Below are 22,484 nucleotides of genomic sequence, written 5' to 3' on the forward strand. Positions count from 1 at the left end.
GTCCATGCCAAGGCGGGGACATCAGCGCAGACGCGTTGCCGTTCGTGTGCCGGGCGGCACGCCGTCGCCGAGCACGCGCGCCCTCGCCGCGCTGCCCGAAACCGAAACCACCTCGGCGAACGTCCAGCCCGGTCCGGCCCCTGCCGCCACCCGCGTGTCGCCGAGCCCGAGCAAGTCGCCGACAACGAGATCGCCGCGCGCCGCTGAAATCAGCAGCTCATCGCCCGAAGCGCCGTTCACGGCCACTTCCAGCGGTCGGCAGCGCGCAAACGCGCCGGCGTCCTCGACAAGATCGGCGAATTTCCTGCCGAAATCCGGCGCAGCCGCGCGGCGCGAAGGGCGGTAGTCTGCGGGCAGATACTCCCAGGACCGCGCCGAAAGCGTCCAGTCGCTGTCGCGCGTGATCCGCCCGAGCAGCGTGCCGCGCACGGCGTCGAACACCTCGACCCCGAGCACCGCCTCGGCGCGCTTGCCTGAAACCAGCCCGGCGCCTTCGACCCGGTGCGCGCGGATTTCGATGAACGGCTGCACGAACAGCCCGTATCCGGGCGCGCCGCCGTGCGCGATCGCCGCATAACGATCGGAAGACCGCTGCGCGGCGGCAAGCGGCGGGGCGGCGGCTTCGCCGTAAGCGGCACGGAACGTGCGCTCGGCGTCAGCGCGCACCGGCTCTGCGATCGCGGGATCGATCGCCGGATCGATATCCACCCGCAGCGCGCCCACATGCATCGCCGGGCGCGCGGCGTTGCAGACATTGGCGTCGAGCGGCGCCAGCGTTGCGGATACAGCAACCCGCAGCAGGCCGTTTTCGCGCCACTCGTCCGTCACCTCGAACGCCGTCACCTTCGCGCGCGCGGTCGCCCAGAGCGTATCGGAGCGCACGATGTTGCGGTCGATGATGGTGCGCGCCTCGACATCCATGCCCCCGGCCGCGACCGCCTGCCGCAGCGCATCCCCGATCGCCGCGCGCCGCGCGCGCGCCGCGTCGGCGCCGAGCGGCGCGGCGCCTTCCACAGCGACGCGCGTGTCCGCTGACGCGGGAAAGACCGCGAGCAGAGCGACAAGAGAGAGCAGGGCAGCGGCGTGTCGCATCAGTCGGCGCCACTTGCCGGACGCCGCATCTCGACGATGGTTTCGTAGGTGTCGTCACCCTTGGGCGTGATCTTGACGATGCGCGCGCCCGACACGGTGCCGCTCACGCTCGCGCGGATCGAATCCGATTGAAGCGACGTGTTCGATGCCGAGGACTGCGACTGCAGCTTCACGCCGTAGACCTGCTCGGCAAGGTTTCGCAGCGCGGCAAGGTGCGAGGCGCGGATCGCGAGCAGGCGCCGCTCCTCGTCCGTTTTCGCAGGCTGCGACGAAATCGGGGCGAAACCGACGCCGGTGAGCACGGCGGGCGCCGCTTCCTGCGCCGTTGCGGGCGCACCAAGCAGAGCAATCGCCGCAAGGACGGTTCGGATCGTCATGAGTCTCATGGTCTGAATAACGACAGGTGCCGGTTAAGATTAAGTGGGCGTCCCGCAGCGTCGGGAAACCGACGGAGGACCGTCAAGGCACCGACAAGCGTCCCAGACCATCGAAATTAAATCATTCAAATCAGTACATTACGTATCTGGCACGCCACTTGCTGGAGCGTCAGCGGACAAAAGCATCAGGACGTACCGACATGGACGTACTCGACAATTATTTCGGTGTGCACGGGCAGGCGCTTGAATTGCGTTCGAAGCGGCTCGAGCTGCTCGCCTCGAACATCGCGAATGCCGCGACGCCCGGCTACAAGGCGCGCGACATCGATTTCGCGTCGCAGCTGAAGCAGGCCCAGAGCGGCACCGCGCTCGCCGCGACCAGCACCGGCCACATCGGGATGGGCGGACCGGCAGCCGCCGGCGGCGCTCTCTACCGCATTCCGAACCAGAGCTCGCTCGACGGCAATACGGTCGAGCTTTCCACCGAGCAGACGCGCTTCGGCGAGAACGCCGTTCAGTACCAGACGACGCTGGCATTCCTGAACGGCCGCATCTCGACGCTGACGCGCGCGCTGAAAGGCGAATGACGATGGCCGGTCTTTCCATCTTCGACATTTCGGGCCGCGCCATGTCGGCGCAGCTCGTGCGGCTGAACACCACCGCGAGCAACCTTGCCAACGCCGGATCGGTCGCGCGCAGCGAGGCGGAAGCCTTTCGGGCACGCAAGCCCGTGTTCGAAACCTATTTCGACCAGGCGAGCGGCGGCGCGGCGGCCACCGTGGACATCGCCGAGATCGTCTCGGCGGGCGGCACGCCGGTGAAGCGCTACTACCCCGGCCACCCGATGGCCGACAAGGACGGGTATATCTACGAGGCCGCAGTCGACCAGACCCAGGAGATGGTCGAGTTGCTGGAAGCCTCTCGCCAGTATCAGAACAACGTGGAGGTCATCCAGACCGCCAAGTCGCTGATGCTCAACACCCTGAAACTCGGACAGTGAGGCCGGTATGACCAGCACAAGCGGTCTTGATCTCAATGCGCTCGGTCTGAGCGGCTACGAAACGAGCACCACGGTTTCCCAGAAGAGCCAGCTCGACCAGAGCGATTTCCTGAAGCTGCTGACCACGCAGCTGAAGAACCAGGATCCGCTCAATCCGGTCGAGAACGAGGCGTTCGTTGCGCAGATGGCGCAGTTCTCGTCGCTCGCGGGCATTTCCGAGATGAATACAAAGCTCGGCAGCATTCTCGATTCGCTGAACAACAATCAGCTTTCGACCGCCACCGGCCTTGTCGGGAAATACGTGCTGACGTCCGGCAACAAGGCGGTGCCCGACGGCACCGGCGCGGTCTACGGCGCCATCACCATTCCCGAAGGCGCGACCGACACGACGATCGCCATCAAGGATTCCGGCGGCGCGACGATCCGCACACTGAAGCTCGGCGCGGTCGAGGCCGGCACCCACGAGTTTGCCTGGGACGGCAAGAACGATGCGGGTGAAGCCGTCGAACCGGGGCCCGTGACCATCGAGACGACGGCAAACGTCGGCGGCAAGCGCGAGGCGCTTTCAACCTCGGTTTACGCCCTCGTTCAGTCGGTCAGCACGGCAACCGTGAACACGCCGATGACGCTCGATCTGCTCGGCATCGGCTCCGTGACGTTCGACAAGGTTCAAAAGATCAGCAGCTAGTTTTCACCGTTTCGACAGGAGACCCTACTCATGGCCATGTACACCTCGCTCACCGGCCTCAACGCCGCGCAGACCGACCTCTCGACGACCTCGAACAACATCGCGAACGTCGGCACCGTCGGCTTCAAGCGCTCGCGCGCCGAATTCGGCGACATCATCTCCAGCTCCGCGCTGCAGAGCGCCGGCCGCGTCGCCGGATCGGGCACCGCGCTCAAAACGATCAAGCAGCAGTTCACGCAGGGCGCGATCCAGTCGAGTCTCAACGTGATGGACCTCGCGATGATGGGCGAAGGCTTCTTCATGGTGAAGTCCACCTCCGGCACCACCGACATGCAGTTCACGCGCAACGGATCGTTCTCCGTGAACAACGAGCGTTTCGTCGTGGATAGCGGCGGCCAGGCGCTGCAGGTCTATCCGGTCAACGATTCGGGCACGGTGATCTCCACGAGCATCAACGACACGCGCGCGCTGCGCCTGCCGCTGACCTCTGGCCAGCCGCGCGCGACGACCGGCATCAACCTCTCGCTCAACCTGCCGTCGGACGCTGAGGTTATCCCGAGCAACCCGATCTACACGCCCGCGAATCCCTATGCCTTCGATCCCAGCGATCCCACGACGTTCAACCGGTCGACCTCCACGACGGTCTACGATTCGCTCGGCAATCCGATGGCGGCGGAAATCTATTACGTCCGCACGTCGAGCTCGAACTCCTTGGCGACCACCAACGACTGGAACGTCCATGTCGTGGTCGACGGCACCGAACTGACGCCGTCGTCGGGTCCGTCGCCGATGGAACTCAGCTTCGACTCCGCAGGTCAGCTGCTCACCCCCACGACCGGCGTCGGCTTCGATCCGCTCGCCATTCCGGGCGGTGATCCGCTGCTGGTCTCGCTCGACCACGGCACGTCGACGACGCAGTATTCGGACCCGTTCTCGATCGTCTCGATGACGCAGGACGGTTACCCTTCCGGGCGTCTCGACAGCGTGACGGTGGACAACAACGGCGTCGTTCGCGCCAGCTTCACAAACGGCCAGACGCAGGCGCTGGGCAAGGTGGCGGTGGCGACCTTCGCCAACGCCAACGGCCTGAAGCAGACCGGCGACGCGCACTACACCTCCACGGGCATTTCGGGCGAACCGATCCTCGGCGAGGCGGGCGCGAGCGGCATCGGCACGATCCGTTCGGGCGCGCTCGAAATGGCGAACGTCGACATCACCGAAGAGCTGGTCAACCTGATTACCGCGCAGCGGAATTTCCAGGCGAACGCCAAGGCGATCGAAACCGACAGCGCCATGACCACCGCCATCATCAACATCCGCAGCTAAGCGGACAGACTGACCGGACGCCGACATGGACCGCCTCGTTTACACCGCCCTCTCCGGCCTGCGCAGCGCAATGTCTGCGCAGGACGTGACGGCGCACAACATCGCCAACGCCAGCACGATCGGCTTCAAGCGCGACGTCAGCGAGGCGCAGAGCCGGTATCTTGTCGGCGGACAGTCGTTCGCAAGCCGCATCCAGGCGGCGGAAGGCACGCTTTCCGCCGATCAGGCACCCGGCACGATCAACCAGACCGGCCGTTCGCTCGACATCGCGCTCGACGGCGACGCGATGATGGCGGTCCTCGCGCCCGACGGCACCGAAGCCTACACGCGGCGCGGCGACCTGCGCATCAGCGCAACGGGCGTGCTCGAGACCGGCGACGGCCTTGCGGTCGTCGGCGAAGGCGGGCCGATCACGGTGCCGCCCGCGAACACGGTGGAAATCGGCGCCGACGGCACGATCAGCATCCGGCCGCAGGGCGGGCAGCTGAACGAAATGTCCGAGATCGGCCGCATCAAGCTGGTCTCCCCCGAGGCGGACGAACTGAAGAAGGGCCTCGACAACCTGATGCGCGCCGCAAATGGCGGCGAGATCGCGCAGGACGATACGGCCCGTCTGCAGACCGGCGGGCTTGAAGGATCGAACGTCAACATGATGGCCTCGATGGTCGACATGATCGAGCAGGCGCGCGCGTACGAGGTGCAGGTGCAGCTCGTGACCAGCGTTCGCGACATGGACATGAGCAGCACATCGCTGCTGCGTCTGGAATAGAAAAGAAGGAGCCCGGCAGATGAGTTCGGCACTGCACACCGCACGGAGCGGCCTCGACGCGCAGGACATGCGCATGCGGGTCATCTCCAACAACCTCGCCAACGTCAACACGACGGGCTTCAAGCGCGACCGCGCCGAATTCCAGAGCCTGATGTACCAGAATTACCGGCAGGCAGGCGCCAACAGCGAGCAATCGACGCAGTACGCCACCGGCCTCAACATCGGCACGGGCGTGCGCGTTGTGGGCACCGAGCGCATCAACACGCAGGGTTCGATGCAATCCACCGACAACCCCACCGACATGGCGATCAACGGCGCAGGCTTCTTCCAGGTTCTGAAGCCGGACGGCACCATCCAGTACACGCGCGACGGATCGTTCACGGTGAGCGCGGAGGGCCTGCTCGTCACCAACGACGGCTACGCCTTGCAGCCCGACATCAACATTCCCGAAGGCGCGCGGTCGCTGACCATCGGCAAGGACGGCACGGTGAGCATCGTCAACGCCGGTGACACGCTGCCCAGCCAGATCGGCCAGGTGCAGACGGTGAACTTCCTCAATCCCGCCGGCCTCCAGCCGATGGGCGACAACCTGTTCGCCGAAACCGCATCGAGCGGCGCGCCGCTGCTCGGTACGCCGGGCGTCGATGGCCTCGGCGAAATCAACCAGAACATGCTGGAAACCTCGAACGTCAACATGGTCGAGGAAATGGTCAACATGATCGAGACCCAGCGCGCCTACGAGGTGAACTCGAAGGTGATCTCAACCGTCGACGGGATGATGCAATATGTCACGCAGAACCTTTAGGCATTCCGGTGAGGCTGGCCTGCAAAGGGCGGCTTTCTGCGCTTCCGGTGCTCACGGACCTGATGTCCGCTGCGCTCCGGTTCTCAAAAGCCACCCTTTTCGGCTCAGCCTGACCGGAATGAAGATGCACAGGCTCGCGGCGCTGTCGCTGCTTGCCGCCACCGCAGCTTGCGCCGCGCCATACGAGCGGCCGATGGCGGAATTCGCGGCAAGCCATGCGCCGGAGCCGGTAAAGCCGGTGCAGGCGACGGGCGCGATCTATCAGGCCGGGCGCTTTGCGAGCCTGGTCGAGGACAATCGCGCGCGTCGCGTCGGCGATGTGCTGACCATCGTGCTCGTCGAGAAGACGCAGGCCGCGAAATCGGTATCGAGCGCCAGCGCGCGCAACAGCGACATGGCGCTGACGCTGCCGGACGCGAAGCCCTTCTCGTGGGTGCCGAGCGGGCTGCTTTCGGGCGGCAGCGGACAGAGCTTTTCAGGCCAGGGTTCCGCCGCGCAATCCAACCAGCTGACCGGCGAGATGACCGTGACGGTGGCGCAGGTCTACACCAACGGCACCATGCTGGTGCGCGGCCAGAAGCTCATCAAGCTCAACCGCGGCGAGGAGTATCTGCAGATATCAGGCATCGTGCGCCCGCAGGACGTGACGCCGGAAAACCGCGTCGCCTCCACGCGCGTCGCCGATGCCCGCATCGCTTACTCCGGCACCGGCGAACTCGCACAGCAGACCCGCATGGGCTGGCTGCAGCGCTTCTTCACCGCGATTTCACCCTTCTGACCCAAAGGACGCTCATGCGCCGCTTGCTTCTCGCCTTCGCCATCGTTCTTGGCCTCGCCGCGCCGGCTTCGGCGGAGCGTGTCAAGGATCTGGGCGATTTCGCCGGGATCCGGTCGAACCAACTCGTCGGCTACGGCATCGTCGTGGGCCTGAACGGCACCGGCGACGACAATCTCGAATACACGATCCAGAGCATGCGCAGCGCCATCGCGCGCTTCGGCGTGGTGATCCCGCCGGGCGTCAAGGCCAGCCTGAAGAACGCCGCCGCCGTGATGGTGACGGCCGAGCTGCCGCCCTTCGCCAAGCCCGGCCAGAAGATCGATGTGACGGTTTCCGCCATCGGCAAAGCGAAGTCGCTTCGCGGCGGCAACCTGCTGCTCACCCCGCTCGTCGGTGCGGACGGCGAGGTCTATGCGATGTCGCAGGGCAGCCTTGCTGTCGGCGGTCTCGGTGTCGAGGGGCAGGACGGATCGAAGGTCACGGTGAACGTGCCCTCCACCGGCCGCATCCCGCAGGGCGCCAGCGTGGAGCGCATGGTGGATACGCCTTTCGCGACCTCTCCGAGCCTCGTGCTCAATCTTCGCGAAGCCGATTTCACGACGACGCAGCGCGTGTCCGACGCCATCAACCGGACGCTCGGCGCAGGCACCGCTTCGGCTCTCGACGCGGTTTCCATTGAAGTGACGGCGCCGATGCAGGCCGACCAGCGCATCAGCCTCGTCTCGATCATCGAGAATATCGAAGTGCAGCCCGCATCGCCTGCGGCGCGCGTCGTCATCAATTCGCGCACCGGCACCGTCGTAATCGGTGCGAACGTCCGCGTCTCGCCCGCCGCCGTCAGCCACGGCAGCATGGTCGTGAGGGTGACGGAAAACCCGCAGGTCAGCCAGCCCGGCCCCTTCTCGCGCGGCCAAACGACCGTGACGCCCGACAGCGGCATCGAGGTCGAGCAGGGCGGCGCGCACATGTTCCTGTTCAATCCCGGCGTCGCGCTCGACGACATCGTCACGGCGGTGAACGCGCTCGGCGCCACGCCCGGCGACCTTGTCGCGATCCTCGAAGCCCTGAAACAGGCCGGCGCGCTCAAGGCGGAGCTGATCGTGATATGAGCGGCATCGGCGGCATCCAGAATAGCGGCACGGCGGCAGTCGACGACAGCCGGCAGAACTCGCGCGCGAACCTCGACAAGGCCGCGCAGCAGTTCGAGGCGGTGTTCGTGAACCTGATGCTGAAGCAGGCGCGGCAGGCGGCCCCCGACGGCGGCCTGATCCAGAGCGATGCGCTGAACACCTTCCGCGAGATGCAGGATCGCCAACTCTCCGGCGAGATGGCCAAGCACAGCCCGCTCGGCATCGCCGAAGCGCTAACCACGTTCCTTGAACGCGGGCGGCAGGCAAAAGGAAGCGAACCGAAATGAGTGACCTTCTCGCGCTTGGCGCCTCGGGCGTCCGCGCCTACCAGACCGCGCTCGATGTTGTCGGTGAAAACATCGCCAACGCCAATGTCGCCGGCTATTCGCGGCGCACCGCCGTCATCACCGAAAATCCCTCTGCAGGCAGCGGCTATCCGCTGATCCGGCAGACAGCCGCGGGCAACGGCGTCAACGTCAGCAGCATCGCGCGCGCCTATGATGCCTTCCTGGCGGAAGACGCGCGCCTCGCCGGCGGCGACTATGCCCGCGCCGAGGCGCGCCAGTACTGGCTGAGCGAAATCCAGTCCTTCCTGAACACCGACACGCAGGGCCTGTCGGGACGCATGACGGCGTTTTACAACGCCGCGCAGGACGTTGCCGCCGACCCCACCTCGCTGTCGGCGCGCGATGCATTCGTCGCGGCGGCGGGCGAAGTCGCGGCGCAGTTCCGGGGGCTTGCGCAATCCTTCGACAATGTGCGGATCGGCATCAAGCAGGATGTCGACCAGACCGTCGGCCGCATCAACGACATCACGAATTCGCTTTCGACTCTGAATGCTTCGATGCGGCGCACAGCCGCCGGCACATCGCAGGCCGCGAGCATCGCCGACGAACGCGACCGGCTGCTGAACGAACTCGCATCGCTGACCAGGATCGACGTGACCACGCGCGCCGACGGCACCGTCGATGTTCGCCTCGACAATTCGAACGGGCCGATGCTGCTCGATCAGATGGGCCCCAAGCTGCTCGGCGCAACCGAAGCGAACGGGCGCATCCAGCTGACGCTTGATCCGTTCGGCAATTCCGGACTGATCGCAGTGCCGTCGAGCGGCGTGCTCGCCGGTCTCGCCGACGCCTACACGCAGAACGCCGACAGCAGCCGCGCCATCGACACGCTGGCGCAGCAGTTCGTCACCAGCGTCAACGCCGCGCACGGCCAGGGCGTCGATCTGAACGGTGTCCCCGGCGGCGATCTGTTCGCGGCCAGCTCGCTGGCGGCGACGCCTTCGCGCACCAACACCGGGCAGGCCACCATCCAGATGGAGGTGACGGACGAATCGCTGGTATTCGCGGGCGGTTACGAGCTGCGCTACGACGGCGGCACCAGCCAGTGGACGCTCTCGCGAAACGACGGCAGCGCCTCGATCAGCGGCACCGGCTCGCTCGACCTCGACGGCATCCATCTCGAACTCGGCGGCGCGCCCAAGGGCGGCGACTGGTTCAATCTGGAAGGCATCACGGGCGCGGCGGGCATGCGTGTCCTCGTTTCCGACGGCGCCGAAATCGCAGCCGCCGCGCCGTGGTCGGCGAATATCGCGGCCGCCAATCAGGGCACCGGCACGGTCGCGGTACGCAGCAATCCCGCCGCAGCCGCCCTGCCCGCCCCCATTCCGGCGAGCTTCACGATCCGCATGGGCGCGGGAAACACCTACGAGATCATCGACACGACGGACATCGCCGATCCGCCGACGGTGCTGGCGAGCGGACCCTGGACGCCCGGCGCATGGATTCCGGTGAACGGCTTCGACGTGCAGATTTCGGGCGCCGCGCAGGAAGGCGACAGCTTCGTCGTCGCCCCCACCACCGCAGGCATGGCCGACAACGCCAACATGCAGCGGATGATCGACACGCGCCTCGGCAATCCCGGTTTCGAAAGCCGCTACACGCGTGAGGTCACGCGGGTCGCAACCAGCCTCAACGACACCCAGGCGCTGGCCTCCGCAACGAAAGCGGTGCGCGACAAGGCGCTGGAGGCACGCGATTCCGCCTCCGCCGTCAACCTTGACGAGGAAGCCGCCGACCTCATCCGTTTCCAGCAGGCCTATCAGGCCTCCGCGAAGATCATCGCCGCCGCCCGCGAGATCTTCCAGACCATCCTCGACATCCGGTGAGCACGGGAAACCGAAACATGCGCGTTGGCACTTTCCAGTCTTTCCAGTCGCAGATCAGCCGCATGGGCTCGCTGCAATCGACGATATCCCGCCTGGAGGCGCAGATCGCATCGGGCAAGCGCGTTCTCGATCCCGCCGACGATCCGCTGGGATCGAGCCGCATCGCCGACCTGCAGCGCAGCATCGACAACAACCAGCAGTTCATCCGCAACATGGACACGGTGACGACCCAGCTTTCGCTCGCCGACAGCGCTGCGGAATCGATGTCGAACCAGATGGTGCGCGCCAAGGAACTTGCCATTCAGGCGGCAAACGGCACGCTGACCGACACCGACCGCAAGAACATCAGCACCGAACTCGGCCAGATCCTCGATCAGATGCTGTCGCTTTCCAACACCCGCGACGCCTCCGGCAACTATCTGTTCTCCGGCGCAGCGGTGAGCACCGCACCCTTCGCGGTCGACGGCAGCGGCGCCATCGTCTGGCAGGGCAGCGGCCAACCGCCGAAGGTGCCGGTGAGCAGCGACGTTGCGATCGCATCGAGTGTCAGCGGGCTCGACATGCTGTCCATCGAAACCAGCGGCGGACGCCAGACGATCCTGGCCTCGCTCAGCGAATTCAAGGCTGTGCTCGACACGCCCGGCCTCGATGCCGCGGCGCTGCAAAGCGGCATGGACAAGGCGCTCAGCGACATGAGCGCGGGCGTCGATCGCCTGGCCGACCAGCGCGCGACCTTCGGATCGCGCATGGCGCAGATCGAGACGGAAACCGACCGGCTGACGTCGCTCGAAGTGACTCTGACGACCGCGAAGAGCAGTATCGAAAGCCTGGATGTCGCCGCTGCGATCGTCGAGCTGAAGAGCGCGATGACCTTGCTCGACGCCTCGCAGCAGAGTTTCGCCCAGATCAAGAAACTCTCGCTGTTCAGCTACCTGTGAGGCGCCCGGAAATTATGTGCTGCACTGCAACAAATAAGCATCCGGGGAAGTCTTTCTCAATCTTTGGATGCCTAAATGCCCGTGAATTTATGTCGTTAAGCCTGATGGGCGCGCGGCATCGCGGAAGTCCGGCAGTGCCCGCCGGCCATGGAGTTATGCGTTAGATGTTTGCGGCAATCGGCCTTGTTGTCCTTTTTGCGATGGTCTTCGGCGGGTTCGCGCTCGCGGGCGGCAACCTCCAGCCGGTTCTCAACGCGATTCCGCACGAAATGATCATCATCGGCGGCTCGGCGGTGGGCGCGCTTCTGATCGGCAACAACTTCGGCATCCTGAAAGCCGTCGGCGGCGGTATCGCCAAGGTCTTCAAGGGGCCGAGCTACAACCGCAAGGACTATCTGGACACGATCTTTCTGACGTCGAAACTCATGAAGACCATGAAGACCGACGGTCCGGTCGCCATGGAAGCCCATATCGAAGATCCCAAATCGAGCAGCATCTTTCAGGAGTATCCCAAGCTGCTGAAGGATCACTTCCTCATCGATTTCATGGCCGACGCGATCCGCCTTGTGGTCGTCTCCTCGGGTACGCTCAACGTCCATGCGGTCGAAGAGATCATGGACAACGCGCTGAAGACGCACCACCACAGCGCGATAAAGCCGGTGAAGGTGCTTCAGACCACCGGCGACGCGCTGCCCGCGCTCGGCATCGTCGCCGCCGTTCTCGGCGTCATCAAGACCATGGGATCGATCGACCAGCCGCCCGCAATTCTGGGCGGCATGATCGGTGCGGCACTTGTCGGCACCTTCCTCGGCGTGTTCCTCGCTTACGGAATCGTGTCGCCGATTTCGAACCGGCTTGAACAGATCCTCGAGGAAGACGGCGAAATCTATCACGTCGCCAAGGCGATCATCATCTCGTCGCTGCACGGCAACGCCCCCGCGATGGTGATCGAGGCGGCGCGCACCAGCATCAGCAGCAAGAACCAGCCCGGCTTCGCCGAAGTGTTCGACGGGCTTCGCGCCCGATGAGCGCAGTACCGATCAAGCCGCTCGTCGCCGCTGCGGAAGTCCCGCCGCCGATCATCATCAAGAAGATCACCATCGAAGCGCATGCCGGCCACCACGGCGGCGCGTGGAAGGTGGCCTATGCCGACTTCGTGACCGCGATGATGGCGTTCTTCCTTCTGCTGTGGATCGTCGGCGCCACCAACGAGGATCAGCGCAAGGGCATCGCCGACTATTTCTCGCCCACGCTCGTCCAGCACACCAAGGCGGGCGGATCGAACGGCGTGATGGGCGGCCGCGCCATGATGTCGCCCGACGGCAATGCGCCCAACGCCACGCCCAAGGGTTCGCAGCGCCTGATGCCCGTCACCAGCTTCGCGCGCGTCGCCCCGCCGACGCCCGAGGAGCGCGCGCAGGCGGACCAGCTGCGCAAGGAAGACGTCGCGCGCTTCGAAGCGGCTGCCGAGGCCTTGGAAAAGCGCATGGCAAGCGACCGGAACCTCGCCCAGCTCCGCGATCAGCTCCGCCTCTCGGTCACGCCGGAGGGGCTGCGCATCGATATCCTCGACGAGGCCGATTTCGCCATGTTCGCGCTCGGCACCGACCGAATGTCCCGGCAGGCGCAGGATCTCGTGCGCGCCGTCTCGTCGGCTGTGCAGACGATGCCGAACCCGATCGCGATGCGCGGCCACACCGACAGCCTTCCGTTTGCGGGCGGTTCGCTCGGCGCAGCGCCCGGCGGCATGAACAACTGGGTGCTTTCCGCCCAGCGCGCCGAAGCCACGCGCGCCGCGCTTGCTGCGAGCGGCGTCGATCCGACGCGCTTTTCGCGCCTCGAAGGCGTCGCCGACCGCGAGCCTTTCAACAGCGCCAATCCCTACGATCCGCGCAACCGGCGCATCAGCGTGACCCTGCTCTACCGCACGCCGACCCCGGCTGCAGCCGCGCCCACCGCCCAGTAAGGCGAACCGGCTTGCGTCCTGGCGCAAACCGGGGTAGCAGCGCCCTGTCATCTGGGGAGTAGCCAGCCGTCTTCGGACGGGCCTTCGCGTCAACATACTTGGTCGAGAGGCCATGGTGCGAGGGGAACGGGATCACCGTTCGGGCGAGACCAATGACATCGTTTCCTTGTCCGGTCGGGCGGGGGAAGCGATGTCGTTGGATTTTCGCACTGCCCGACCCCGGAGATGCTCCTTGGAAGCCCTGCTCGTCTCGACCGCCGTGGTCGCCCTCGCCGAAATCGGCGACAAGACCCAGCTGCTCGCCATCGTCCTTGCCGCCCGATTCAAGCGTCCGTGGCCGATCATCGCGGGCATCTTCGTCGCCACGATCGCCAACCATTTCCTTGCCGCGCTCGTGGGCAGCCAGGTCGCTTCGATCCTTGAAGGCGTATGGTTCCGCTATGCAGTCGGCGCGTCGTTCATCGCCATGGCGATCTGGACGCTCATTCCCGACACGCTCGACGGCGTGGAGGACAAGCCCGCGCGTTTCGGCGCCTTCCTCACGACGCTGTTTGCCTTCTTCCTCGTCGAGATGGGCGACAAGACGCAGATCGCCACAGTCGCGCTCGGCGCGCGTTTCGAGAACGTGATTCCGGTGACGATCGGCACCACACTTGGCATGATGATCGCAAACATACCCGCCGTCTTCCTCGGCGATGCGCTGATCCGCCGCGTGCCGATGCGTGCCGTTCATATCGCCGCCGCGCTGCTGTTTCTCGTGATCGGCCTGTGGGTGACGGCGCAGACGGCGGGCTGGGTATGATACGCGGTCGCGTCTGCAAGGAAGCACTGGACAATCCGGGCGTCAGCGCGCATCGCTCTGGCCCATGACTGCTAAGCCTAAGGCGCCCGCGACGCGCCGTTTCACCCGAGAAGACTGGGTCGCAAGCGCGCGCAAGACACTCGTTGAGCGCGGCGTGGACGATGTGAAGGTCGATCGGCTGGCCAAGCAGATGCGCGTCACGCGCGGCAGTTTCTACTGGCATTTCCAGCATCGCCGCGACCTTCTGGATACGCTGCTGACCGACTGGGAAGCCCGCAATTACTACGAGATCGCCCAGATTCGCGCGCGCTGGGCGAAAAACGCGCCCGATCTCACCGAGGTCGTGGCGAGCTGGCTGGAATCCGATCCCGCCTTCCCCTCGTTCGACGTTGCCGTAAGGGCCTGGGCGCGCAAGAGCACCGATGTCGCCGAGGCCGTGGAGCGCTCCGATGCCGCATGGATCGCCCTGCTGCAGGAACTCTTCGAAAAGAGCGGTTTCGACGCGGACGAAAGCCTCGTCCGGGCGCGGATCACGCATTTCCACCAGATCGGCTATTACGCGCTCGGCTTTCGGGAGCCGACCGCCGAGCGGCTTCGTCTGGTGCCGCTCTACTACCGCGTCCTGACCGGACACGAGGCCGGGGCGAACCTGCTCAAAAAGCTCGACGATCTGGTCCGCGAGATGCCCGCCCCCAAGCGCAAGGGGCGCAAGGCCGCAGGCTGACCTGCCACAGTGCAAGCCTGTATCGTGATCCGGGAAGCAGAGCTTCCCGGAACGAAAAATCTTTTGTCCCTGCCGCATTTCGCAGGCTTGCTTCCAAACACTAGTGTATCTATTATTGTTTGAAAGAGAGTGCGGGAATCGAAAGGCAGGGAACGGGCGAGTGACACGATATTCGGCGTGGTCGCTGCTGCGCGCAGGTCTCTCCGGGCAGCGGACATGGACCCCGGCCTGGCGGGACGCGAAACCCAAAAAGCGCTATCAGGCCGTCATTATCGGCGGCGGCGGGCACGGGCTTGCGACGGCGTATTATCTCGCGAGCAAGCATGGCCTGCGCGACATCGCGGTGATCGAGCGGGGCTGGATCGGCGGCGGCAACACGGGGCGCAACACCACCGTGATCCGGTCCAACTATTTCTTCCCCGAAAGCGCGCGCTTCTACGATTTCTCGCTTTCGCTCTACGAAAACCTGTCGCGCGAACTCAATTACAACATCATGTTCTCGCAGCGCGGCATGTGGAGCTTCGCGCACGACCGCCACGGTGTGGAGATGCTGCGCCGTTCGGTAAATGCGATGCAAATCAACGGCGCCGACGCCGAGTATCACGAGGCCGATGAAGTCCTGCGCCGTATCCCCGGCCTGAACCCCTCCCCGCGCTTCCCGATCCTCGCCGGTCTCAACCAGCCGCGCGGCGGCACCGCCCGCCACGACGCCGTCGCCTGGGGCTATGCGCGCGCCGCCGATGCCCTCGGCGTCGATATCATCCAGAACTGCGAAGTCACCGGCTTCGATATCCGCGAAGGCCGCATCGCGGGCGTTCAGACAACGCTCGGCGATATCGCCGCCGATCGCGTGGGCATCGCGGTTGCCGGGCACAGCAGCGTGATGGCGCGCCGCGCGGGTTTCCGCCTGCCGATCACGTCCTACGCGCTGCAGGCGTTCGTATCGGAACCGATGAAGCCGGTGCTCGACACCGTCGTGCTGGCACCGTCCACCGGCACCTATCTCAGTCAGTCCGACAAGGGCGAGATCGTCGTGGGAAGCGCGCTCGATCTGTTCCCATCCTATGCCCAGCGCGGCAGCCTGCCCGTGCTCGAATCCACGGCGGCAGGGCTTATCGATCTGTTCCCGCAATTCTCGCGCGTGCGCCTGCTGCGGCAATGGGCGGGCATCGTCGATGTCGTCCACGATTCCACGCCCATCCTCGGCGAAAGCCCGGTGAAGGGCCTGTACCTCAATTGCGGATGGGGCACCGGCGGCTTCAAGGCGATTCCCGCCGGCGGCTTCTGTTTTGCCCACCATATGGCAACGGGCGAAGCGCACACGCTCGCCGCGGCTTTCTCCCTCGACCGTTTCCGGACCGGCGCGCTCATCGATGAAGCGTCCGCCTCCGGCATTGCCCACTGAGGCCCTTATGCTGCTGATCGAATGTCCCTGGTGTGGCCCTCGCGCCGAAAACGAATTCCGCTGCGGCGGTGAAAGCCCGATCGTCCGCCCCACCGATCCGGCGACGACTGATGACGAAGCCTGGGCGCAATACATGTTCTACCGCGACAATGCGAAGGGTCTGGGCTTCGAGCGCTGGCACCACCGCTTCGGCTGCGGGCTCTGGTTCAACATCGCGCGCGATACCGTTTCGCACCGTGTCCTCGCGGTCTACGGCATGACCGATCCCCGCCCGGCGCTGGAGAGCGAGGCATGAGCGGCTACCGCCTCGCGGCAGGCGGCGATATCGATCGCAGCCGCGCCGTGAATTTCATCTGGGAAGGCAAAAGCTACGCGGGCTTCGCGGGCGACACGCTCGCCTCCGCCCTGCTCGCGAGCGGCGTGCGTATGGTGGGGCGCAGCTTCAAATACCACCGGCCGCGCGGGCTGATCGCAGCGGGCCTCGACGAACCCAATTTCATCGTTCAGCTGGAACGCGGCGCGCAGACGATCCCCAATCTCAAGGCCCCCTATGTGGAGCTTTACGACGGGCTGAACGCCGATCCGGTGAACGCGTGGCCGCGTCTCGGCTTCGATCTGCTTGCGGTGAACGGGCTCGTCAAACGCTTCATTCCCGCCGCGTTCTACTACAAAACCTTCATGTGGCCGAACTGGCTTCTGTTCGAACCCTCGATCCGCAAGGCGGCGGGCCTGGGCAAGTCGCCCCGGCTGCCCGATACCGATGTGTACGCACAGGCGTCCGCGCATACCGACGTTCTCGTCGTGGGCGGCGGCATCGCCGGTCTTGCCGCCGCGCTGCATGCAGGGCAGTCGGGCAAATCGGTGATGCTGGTCACGGGCGGCGCGCACTGGGGCGGCAGGCTCGCCGGAACCGCCGACGTGGTGGAAGGCAAGCCCGCGCGGATCTGGATCGACGATGCGCTCCGCGCGCTCGCCGCCATGCCGAACGTCACGCTGAAAACGCGCACGCTCGCCACGGGACATTACGATCACGGCATGGTTGCGCTGTGCGAGCGGCTGACCGATCATCTGCCGCTCGCTGCACGCAGCGGGCCACGCCAGCGGCTGTGGCGCGTGCGCGCCGATGCGCTGATTCTGGCGACCGGCGCCTTCGAACGCCCACTCGTGTTTCCGGGCAACGACCGCCCCGGCGTGCTGCTGGCGGGCGCGGCGCGCGCCTATCTGCATCGCTACGGCGTCGTTGCCGGGCAGGCGATCGTCGTCGCCGCCAACAACGACAGCGCGTGGCAGGCGGCATTCGATCTGGCGGACGCCGGAGCGAACATCGTGGGCATCGTCGATGCACGCCCGGTTCCGCCTTCAGCGCTGACCGACCATGCCCGCGTCCTTGGCATCGCCGTCCACACCGGCATGGCGCCCGCAGCCGCGATCGGCGGACGGACCCTGCGCGGCGTGCGGATCGGCCGCGTGACCGGCACAGGCCGTATCGAGGGCGCCACGCAGACGCTGCGCTGCGACACGCTGCTCGTCTCGGGCGGCTGGAACCCCGCCGTCCATCTCCACTCGCAGGGCGGAGGACGTCTGGCGCTCGATACCGATCTCCACAGCTTCGTTCCTGTCGCCGCCGCAGACCGGAGCGTGGGCGCTGCGGCCGGCGATTTCGCGATCGAGGGCACGCTCGCTTCCGCGCGCGGAAGCGACGCGCCCCGCACGGTATCCCCGATCCCGGCGCTTTGGTCGATTTCCGAAACCGGAGAGCCGCACCCCGAAGCCTGGGTCGATTTCCAGAACGACGTGACCGCCGGAGATGTTGCGCTCGCGGCGCGCGAGAACTTCCGGTCCGTCGAGCACCTGAAGCGGTACACCACGCTTGGCATGGCGTCCGACCAGGGCAAGACATCGAACGTCAGCGGTATCGGCATTCTCGGCACGCTCATCGACAAGCCGATGGACGCGATCGGCACCACCAAGTTCCGCCCGCCTTATGATCCTATCCCCTTCGGCGTGCTCGCGGGCCACCGCGTCGGCGAAGGGCTGCGCGCGCGCCGCTTTCTCGCGCTTCACGACTGGCACGTCGCGCAAGGCGCCCTCCTCGACGAATATGGCGGCTGGATGCGCCCCGCCGCCTATCCGCAGCCGGGCGAGACGGAAGCCGATGCCGTTCGCCGCGAAGTGCTGGCCATCCGCAGCGGCGCGGGGATCTTCGAAGCCTCGCCGCTCGGCAAGGTGGAGGTGAAAGGCCCCGACGCCGCCGCGTTCCTCGATCGGCTTTACGTGAACACGATCAGCACGCTGAAGGTCGGGCGCTGCCGCTATGCGATCATGCTGTCGGAAAACGGCATCGTGTTCGACGACGGTGTCGTCACGCGGTTCAGCGACGATCACTTCCTCGTCGGCACGACCAGCGGCCATGCCGCAGCGGTGACCGAGGCGTTCCGCGAGTGGCTGCAATGCGAATGGACGCAGATGCAGGTGCTCGTCGAAGACGTCACCACGTGCTGGGCGGTCGCCAACATCGCCGGCCCCAGGGCGCGCGATATCCTTGCCGCGCTTGAGCCCGACATGGATATCTCCGGCGCGGCCTTCCCGCACATGACCGCGCGCTCCGGGCATCTGGCCGGTATCCCCACGCGTATCATGCGCGTCAGCTTCTCGGGGGAGCTTTCCTACGAGATCGCCGTTCCGTGGCGCGAAGCGCAGCGCCTCTGGACGCTGCTGGTCGAAGCCGGAAAGCCCCACGGGCTGACACCCTTCGGTGTCGAGACCTTGATGACGCTGCGCATCGAAAAAGGCTTCCTGCACGTCGGCTCCGACACCGACGGCACGACTCTGCCGCAGGACGTCGGCTTCGGCGGCATCATGCAGAAGAAGAAACAGGATTTCGTCGGCCGCCGCTCCGCGCTCCGTCCCGACGGGATGCGGGATGATCGGCGCAGCCTCGTCGGGCTCGAAGTGACCGACGGCAAACCGGCGCCCCTCGTTGTAGGCGCGCATGTGTTTCCCGAAACGCCTGCGCCGTCGCAGCCGAGCCAGGGCTGGGTGACATCGAGCACCTGGTCGCCCACGCTGGAGACGCCGCTCGCGCTCGCGCTCGTCGAACGCGGGCAGGAACGCATGGGCGAGCGCGTGCGCATCCTCGATCTCGGGCAGTGGCGCGAAGCCCGCATCACCGCGCTCTGCCGCCTTGACCCGGAAGGAGCCCGGCTCGATGCCTGATGCGCCCGACATGCCCGGCTGGTGCCGTTTCGATACAGGCCTCGCCGTCGCGAAAATCCACATCACAGGCGGCGCGGACGTGCCCGGCCGGCTGGCCGCCGCGCTCGGTATCGATACGCCCGCGCCGAACCGCTTCACCGGCAACGACGATATCGCCCTCGCCGCGATCGCGCCCGGCGAGTGGCTGCTGACCGGCAGCGGCGAGAGCGTCACCGAGGCGATGAGGCGCGCCGAAGGCATCGAGGATGCAACCGTTCTCGCAATCGATCTGACGCACGGGCGCACCGCGCTGCGGCTCGAAGGGCCGGAGGGCCGCGATTGGCTTGCCGCCTTCACCCCGCTCGATCTGCGCCCGGAACGCTTGCCGACCGGCGCAGCGGTACGCACGCGTCTCGCCGACATCGGCGTCTTCATCGCACGCACCGGCGAGGCCCCCGCGTTCCTCCTGATCGTCGACCAGAGCTACGCGAGCCACCTGCGTCATCTGCTTTCCTAGGAAGACCACCATGAACGTACCAAGCCGCGCGCGCTGCGTGCTCCGCTTCCGCTCTCCCGACCAACCCGGCATTCTCGCCGGCCTGACGCCGCTCCTCACCGAAAACGGCTGGGATATCCGCGAAGCCACCATCTACGGCGATCCGGACACAGCCACCTTCTTCACGCGCATGGAACTCGCAAGCGATCGCGCCAAAATCGCAGACCTGCCCCGGCAGATCGCCCCCGCCGTCGCGGCATTGCAGCTGGATTGGGAGGTTCACGACATCGCGGAACCGATGCCCGTCCTCATCGCCGTCTCGAAGTTCAACCACTGCCTCGTCGACCTCCTGCACAAGGTGGAAATCGGCGCCCTCCCCATACGCATCGTCTCGGTCGTCTCGAACCACGAGCAGGAACGCAGCCGCGTCGAATGGCACGGCATCCCCTACCATCACCTCCCCGTCGACCGCACCGACAAGGCCGCGCAGGAACGGCGCTTCCTTGAGATCATCGAGGAAAGCGGCGCCGAACTCACCGTGCTCGCACGCTACATGCAGATCCTCTCGGACAACTTCGCCGAAAGGCTCGACGGACGCTGCATCAACATCCACCACAGCTTCCTGCCGAGCTTCAAGGGCGCGAAACCCTATCATCAGGCGAAAACCCGCGGGGTGAAGCTGATCGGCGCCACGGCACACTACGTCACCGCAGACCTCGACGAAGGGCCGATCATCGAGCAGGACGTCCGCCGCGTGACCCATGCCACCACCGCAGACGAGATGGTCGCGATCGGCCGCGAAGTCGAAGCCTCCGTCCTTTCCCGCGCCGTCCGCTGGCACGCGGAGCACCGAATTCTGGGCAACGGCAACCAAACTGTCGTATTGATCTGAAATCCGGGCATTTGCAGGCTTGGCAAGACACCGACACCTCGCCTATAGCCCCCTTTCGTCGATCCAGCGCTTGCCTCCGGGACAGCGCCGCCCGGTGCGGAGAGGTGCCAGAGTGGTCGATTGGGACGGTCTCGAAAACCGTTGTGCGGGCAACCGTACCGTGGGTTCGAATCCCACCCTCTCCGCCAGACCCCCTTCCGTAGCACACCGTAGCAGTCCACCAGGATTGCGAATTTTCCTCTGAAATCGAATACTTAGCGAGTCGATCGAACCGTAGCCGTTCGCACGCCTCCGACCCGGAGCGTGGTACGAAACGTGGTACGGGCGCGAGGAAAACGTGGTACGGAGGTAGACCATGCTAAGTGACGCAAAACTGCGGGCGGCAAAGCCGCGCGCGAACGCGTACAAGCTCACCGACAGCAATCGACTTTATCTTCTCGTCACGCCTTCGGGTGGAAAGCTCTGGCGCTGGAGCTACCAGTTCGGCGGCAAGCAAAAGACCATGGCGTTCGGCGCCTACCCCGTGGTCAGCCTGCTTGAAGCCCGCGAGAAGCGGGATGAAGCGCGCGCGATTCTTGCCCAGGGGAAAGATCCCGTCATTGCCAAGAAGCTCCTGATTCACGAGAATCTGGCGGCTGCCCAAAACACGTTCGAGCGTATCGCCAGAAAGTGGCATGAAGTTACCAAAGCGCAGTGGGCCCGCGTGCATGCTGACGACGTTCTCCGCAGCCTGGAGCGAGACGTCTTCCCCGTCCTTGGTCCGCTCCCGGTCTCAGAAATACCCGCACCGCTCGTCCTTGACGTCTTGCGCGCACGATCGAGGGTCGGGGCGCCCTGGAGACGGCGAAACGCGTACGGCAACGCATATCCGCCGCCTTCGTCTATGCGATCGCCCAGGGACTTGCGCAGCATGATCCATCGGAACGGCTTGGCGTCGTCCTGAAACCGCTCCGGAAAGGTCGTCAGCCGGCCATTACCGACCTTGCCGAGCTGCAACGCATGCTCAATGCCGCTGAAGAAGATCATGCGCGTCCGATCACACGCCTCGCTTTGCGATTTATTGCGCTCACGGCCGTGCGTCCGAATGAGATCAGAGGCGCCCGCTGGATCGAGTTTGAAGACCTGGACGGGAAGAACCCGCTCTGGCGGATTCCTGCTGCCCGTATGAAAGGTGGTCAGGACCGAAAGGAAGAAATCGGCGGCGATCACCTCGTACCGCTGGCACATCAGTCGGTAGCCGTTCTTAGGGCAATATGGCCACTGACCGGTGCGGGCACGCTTGTGTTCCCCAGTTCCCGCCATGCCCACCATCCGATGAGCGAGAACGCCATCGGCTATTTGCTCAACCGCGCCGGTTATCACGGGCGCCACGTGCCTCACGGATTTCGCGCAGCCTTTTCGACCATTATGAACGAGTGGGCCGAGCAGCACGGAAAGGAACATGATCGCAAGATCATCGATCTCATGCTGGCGCATGTTCCCAAGGAAAAGATTGAGTCCGCTTATAATCGGGCCGCCTATTTGCCGAGACGACGGGAATTGTCACAGATTTGGGCCGACATGCTCTCAGCCCAGCTTCCCTCTCCGATCGTTCTCCTGGAGCGTCCTGCCCGGGATATCGGAGCCCATTCACGTAGGAGAATACCCGGTCCCGTTCCTGCCGATTTCCGCTTTCCGTTCCTGTCGGGCTAGCTCAAACGGTCAGACGCGGCGTTTCTTGCCCTCAAACCCGTCTTTTACGAGCCCGATCCAGGCAACAATTTCCTGCTCACTCCAGCGGGCTGCGGCGGGAGTAAGCTTGTAAGGCGCTGGAAACCTGCCCTGACCGATCAAGTTGTAGATCATCGTCTTCCCGAGGCCGACCCTGCGGCTCACCTCTTTGAGCCGCAGGAGGCGGTCGGGCTTGGTCTCGGATTCAGTCATGACGA

Annotated in this window: 25 protein-coding genes, 1 tRNA gene and 1 riboswitch; of the genes, 23 read left to right on the forward strand and 3 right to left on the reverse strand. The window is 65.4% G+C overall.

The features are described from left to right. Positions 1 to 21: 21 nt before the first annotated feature. Positions 22 to 1,092 carry a flagellar assembly protein T N-terminal domain-containing protein gene (locus tag GGQ98_RS12230; RefSeq protein ID WP_184069897.1) on the reverse strand — a complete coding sequence of 357 codons (1,071 nt, stop codon included), beginning with the start codon at positions 1,090 to 1,092 and terminating at the stop codon, positions 22 to 24. Further along, positions 1,092 to 1,469, reverse strand: coding sequence for an LPP20 family lipoprotein (locus GGQ98_RS12235; RefSeq protein ID WP_184069899.1), 378 nt, complete (start codon positions 1,467 to 1,469; stop codon positions 1,092 to 1,094). Before GGQ98_RS12235 ends, GGQ98_RS12230 begins: the two co-directional genes overlap by 1 nt. A 200-nt stretch (positions 1,470 to 1,669) precedes the next feature. On the opposite strand from GGQ98_RS12235, the gene flgB reads away from it, so the two are divergent. The 23 genes from flgB (at position 1,670) to GGQ98_RS18665 (ending at position 22,248) form a co-directional block, all read left to right on the forward strand. Further along, positions 1,670 to 2,056, forward strand: coding sequence for a flagellar basal body rod protein FlgB (flgB, locus tag GGQ98_RS12240; RefSeq protein ID WP_184069901.1), 387 nt, complete (start codon positions 1,670 to 1,672; stop codon positions 2,054 to 2,056). A gap of 2 nt (positions 2,057 to 2,058) precedes the next feature. Continuing rightward, positions 2,059 to 2,469: a flagellar basal body rod protein FlgC gene (gene flgC / locus GGQ98_RS12245; protein ID WP_184069903.1), complete on the forward strand. Its 411-nt coding sequence runs from the start codon at positions 2,059 to 2,061 to the stop codon at positions 2,467 to 2,469. Positions 2,470 to 2,476: 7 nt separating this feature from the next. Further along, entirely contained in the window at positions 2,477 to 3,157 is a 681-nt protein-coding gene (locus GGQ98_RS12250; protein WP_184069905.1) for a flagellar hook assembly protein FlgD, read from the forward strand. Positions 3,158 to 3,187: 30 nt separating this feature from the next. Beyond that, positions 3,188 to 4,483: a flagellar hook protein FlgE gene (locus tag GGQ98_RS12255; RefSeq protein WP_184069907.1), complete on the forward strand. Its 1,296-nt coding sequence runs from the start codon at positions 3,188 to 3,190 to the stop codon at positions 4,481 to 4,483. Between the two features lie 25 nt (positions 4,484 to 4,508). Beyond that, positions 4,509 to 5,252 (forward strand): flagellar basal-body rod protein FlgF, encoded by a 744-nt coding sequence (flgF, locus tag GGQ98_RS12260; RefSeq protein ID WP_184069908.1) that lies wholly within the window; start codon positions 4,509 to 4,511, stop codon positions 5,250 to 5,252. Positions 5,253 to 5,271: 19 nt separating this feature from the next. Next, entirely contained in the window at positions 5,272 to 6,057 is a 786-nt protein-coding gene (gene flgG / locus GGQ98_RS12265; protein ID WP_184069910.1) for a flagellar basal-body rod protein FlgG, read from the forward strand. Positions 6,058 to 6,175: 118 nt separating this feature from the next. Further along, positions 6,176 to 6,835, forward strand: a complete 660-nt coding sequence (locus GGQ98_RS12270) for a flagellar basal body L-ring protein FlgH (protein ID WP_184069912.1) — start codon at positions 6,176 to 6,178, stop codon at positions 6,833 to 6,835. Between the two features lie 14 nt (positions 6,836 to 6,849). Then, positions 6,850 to 7,944: a flagellar basal body P-ring protein FlgI gene (locus GGQ98_RS12275; RefSeq protein WP_184069914.1), complete on the forward strand. Its 1,095-nt coding sequence runs from the start codon at positions 6,850 to 6,852 to the stop codon at positions 7,942 to 7,944. Further along, positions 7,941 to 8,252, forward strand: coding sequence for a rod-binding protein (locus tag GGQ98_RS12280; protein ID WP_184069916.1), 312 nt, complete (start codon positions 7,941 to 7,943; stop codon positions 8,250 to 8,252). The genes GGQ98_RS12275 and GGQ98_RS12280 overlap by 4 nt, the downstream gene beginning before the upstream one ends. Continuing rightward, the gene (flgK, locus tag GGQ98_RS12285; RefSeq protein WP_184069918.1) at positions 8,249 to 10,138 is read left to right on the forward strand and encodes a flagellar hook-associated protein FlgK; all 1,890 of its coding nucleotides are present in this window, start codon (positions 8,249 to 8,251) and stop codon (positions 10,136 to 10,138) included. Before GGQ98_RS12280 ends, flgK begins: the two co-directional genes overlap by 4 nt. 17 nt (positions 10,139 to 10,155) lie before the next feature. Continuing rightward, complete coding sequence (gene flgL, locus GGQ98_RS12290; protein ID WP_184069920.1) at positions 10,156 to 11,076, forward strand: flagellar hook-associated protein FlgL; 921 nt, start codon at positions 10,156 to 10,158, stop codon at positions 11,074 to 11,076. Positions 11,077 to 11,240: 164 nt separating this feature from the next. Beyond that, the gene (gene motA / locus GGQ98_RS12295) at positions 11,241 to 12,104 is read left to right on the forward strand and encodes a flagellar motor stator protein MotA (protein WP_184069922.1); all 864 of its coding nucleotides are present in this window, start codon (positions 11,241 to 11,243) and stop codon (positions 12,102 to 12,104) included. After that, the gene (locus GGQ98_RS12300; protein ID WP_184069924.1) at positions 12,101 to 13,042 is read left to right on the forward strand and encodes a flagellar motor protein MotB; all 942 of its coding nucleotides are present in this window, start codon (positions 12,101 to 12,103) and stop codon (positions 13,040 to 13,042) included. Before motA ends, GGQ98_RS12300 begins: the two co-directional genes overlap by 4 nt. A gap of 40 nt (positions 13,043 to 13,082) precedes the next feature. Continuing rightward, positions 13,083 to 13,263: riboswitch (yybP-ykoY riboswitch) on the forward strand. Positions 13,264 to 13,274: 11 nt separating this feature from the next. After that, entirely contained in the window at positions 13,275 to 13,844 is a 570-nt protein-coding gene (locus tag GGQ98_RS12305; protein WP_184069926.1) for a TMEM165/GDT1 family protein, read from the forward strand. Between the two features lie 64 nt (positions 13,845 to 13,908). Then, on the forward strand, positions 13,909 to 14,568 hold the full coding sequence (locus GGQ98_RS12310; protein ID WP_184069929.1) for a TetR/AcrR family transcriptional regulator: 660 nt from the start codon (positions 13,909 to 13,911) through the stop codon (positions 14,566 to 14,568). A gap of 160 nt (positions 14,569 to 14,728) precedes the next feature. After that, on the forward strand, positions 14,729 to 15,973 hold the full coding sequence (locus tag GGQ98_RS12315) for a sarcosine oxidase subunit beta family protein (protein ID WP_184069931.1): 1,245 nt from the start codon (positions 14,729 to 14,731) through the stop codon (positions 15,971 to 15,973). A 7-nt stretch (positions 15,974 to 15,980) separates the two neighbouring features. Then, entirely contained in the window at positions 15,981 to 16,268 is a 288-nt protein-coding gene (locus GGQ98_RS12320) for a sarcosine oxidase subunit delta (protein WP_184069933.1), read from the forward strand. Further along, complete coding sequence (locus GGQ98_RS12325) at positions 16,265 to 19,189, forward strand: sarcosine oxidase subunit alpha family protein (RefSeq protein ID WP_184069935.1); 2,925 nt, start codon at positions 16,265 to 16,267, stop codon at positions 19,187 to 19,189. The genes GGQ98_RS12320 and GGQ98_RS12325 overlap by 4 nt, the downstream gene beginning before the upstream one ends. Next, positions 19,182 to 19,685 (forward strand): sarcosine oxidase subunit gamma, encoded by a 504-nt coding sequence (locus GGQ98_RS12330; protein ID WP_184069937.1) that lies wholly within the window; start codon positions 19,182 to 19,184, stop codon positions 19,683 to 19,685. The genes GGQ98_RS12325 and GGQ98_RS12330 overlap by 8 nt, the downstream gene beginning before the upstream one ends. A gap of 10 nt (positions 19,686 to 19,695) precedes the next feature. Continuing rightward, positions 19,696 to 20,556: a formyltetrahydrofolate deformylase gene (gene purU / locus GGQ98_RS12335; protein ID WP_184069939.1), complete on the forward strand. Its 861-nt coding sequence runs from the start codon at positions 19,696 to 19,698 to the stop codon at positions 20,554 to 20,556. Positions 20,557 to 20,654: 98 nt separating this feature from the next. Next, a tRNA-Ser gene (locus GGQ98_RS12340) sits at positions 20,655 to 20,744 on the forward strand. Between the two features lie 167 nt (positions 20,745 to 20,911). Continuing rightward, positions 20,912 to 21,499 (forward strand): tyrosine-type recombinase/integrase, encoded by a 588-nt coding sequence (locus GGQ98_RS18660; RefSeq protein WP_279380245.1) that lies wholly within the window; start codon positions 20,912 to 20,914, stop codon positions 21,497 to 21,499. Further along, the gene (locus GGQ98_RS18665) at positions 21,421 to 22,248 is read left to right on the forward strand and encodes a tyrosine-type recombinase/integrase (protein WP_424141358.1); all 828 of its coding nucleotides are present in this window, start codon (positions 21,421 to 21,423) and stop codon (positions 22,246 to 22,248) included. The genes GGQ98_RS18660 and GGQ98_RS18665 overlap by 79 nt, the downstream gene beginning before the upstream one ends. 9 nt (positions 22,249 to 22,257) lie before the next feature. On the opposite strand, the gene GGQ98_RS12350 is transcribed toward GGQ98_RS18665, so the two are convergent. After that, positions 22,258 to 22,479, reverse strand: a complete 222-nt coding sequence (locus GGQ98_RS12350) for a helix-turn-helix transcriptional regulator (RefSeq protein ID WP_184069941.1) — start codon at positions 22,477 to 22,479, stop codon at positions 22,258 to 22,260. Positions 22,480 to 22,484: the final 5 nt, after the last annotated feature.

Source organism: Sphingosinicella soli, assembly GCF_014199685.1.
Lineage (GTDB): Bacteria > Pseudomonadota > Alphaproteobacteria > Sphingomonadales > Sphingomonadaceae > Sphingosinicella > Sphingosinicella soli.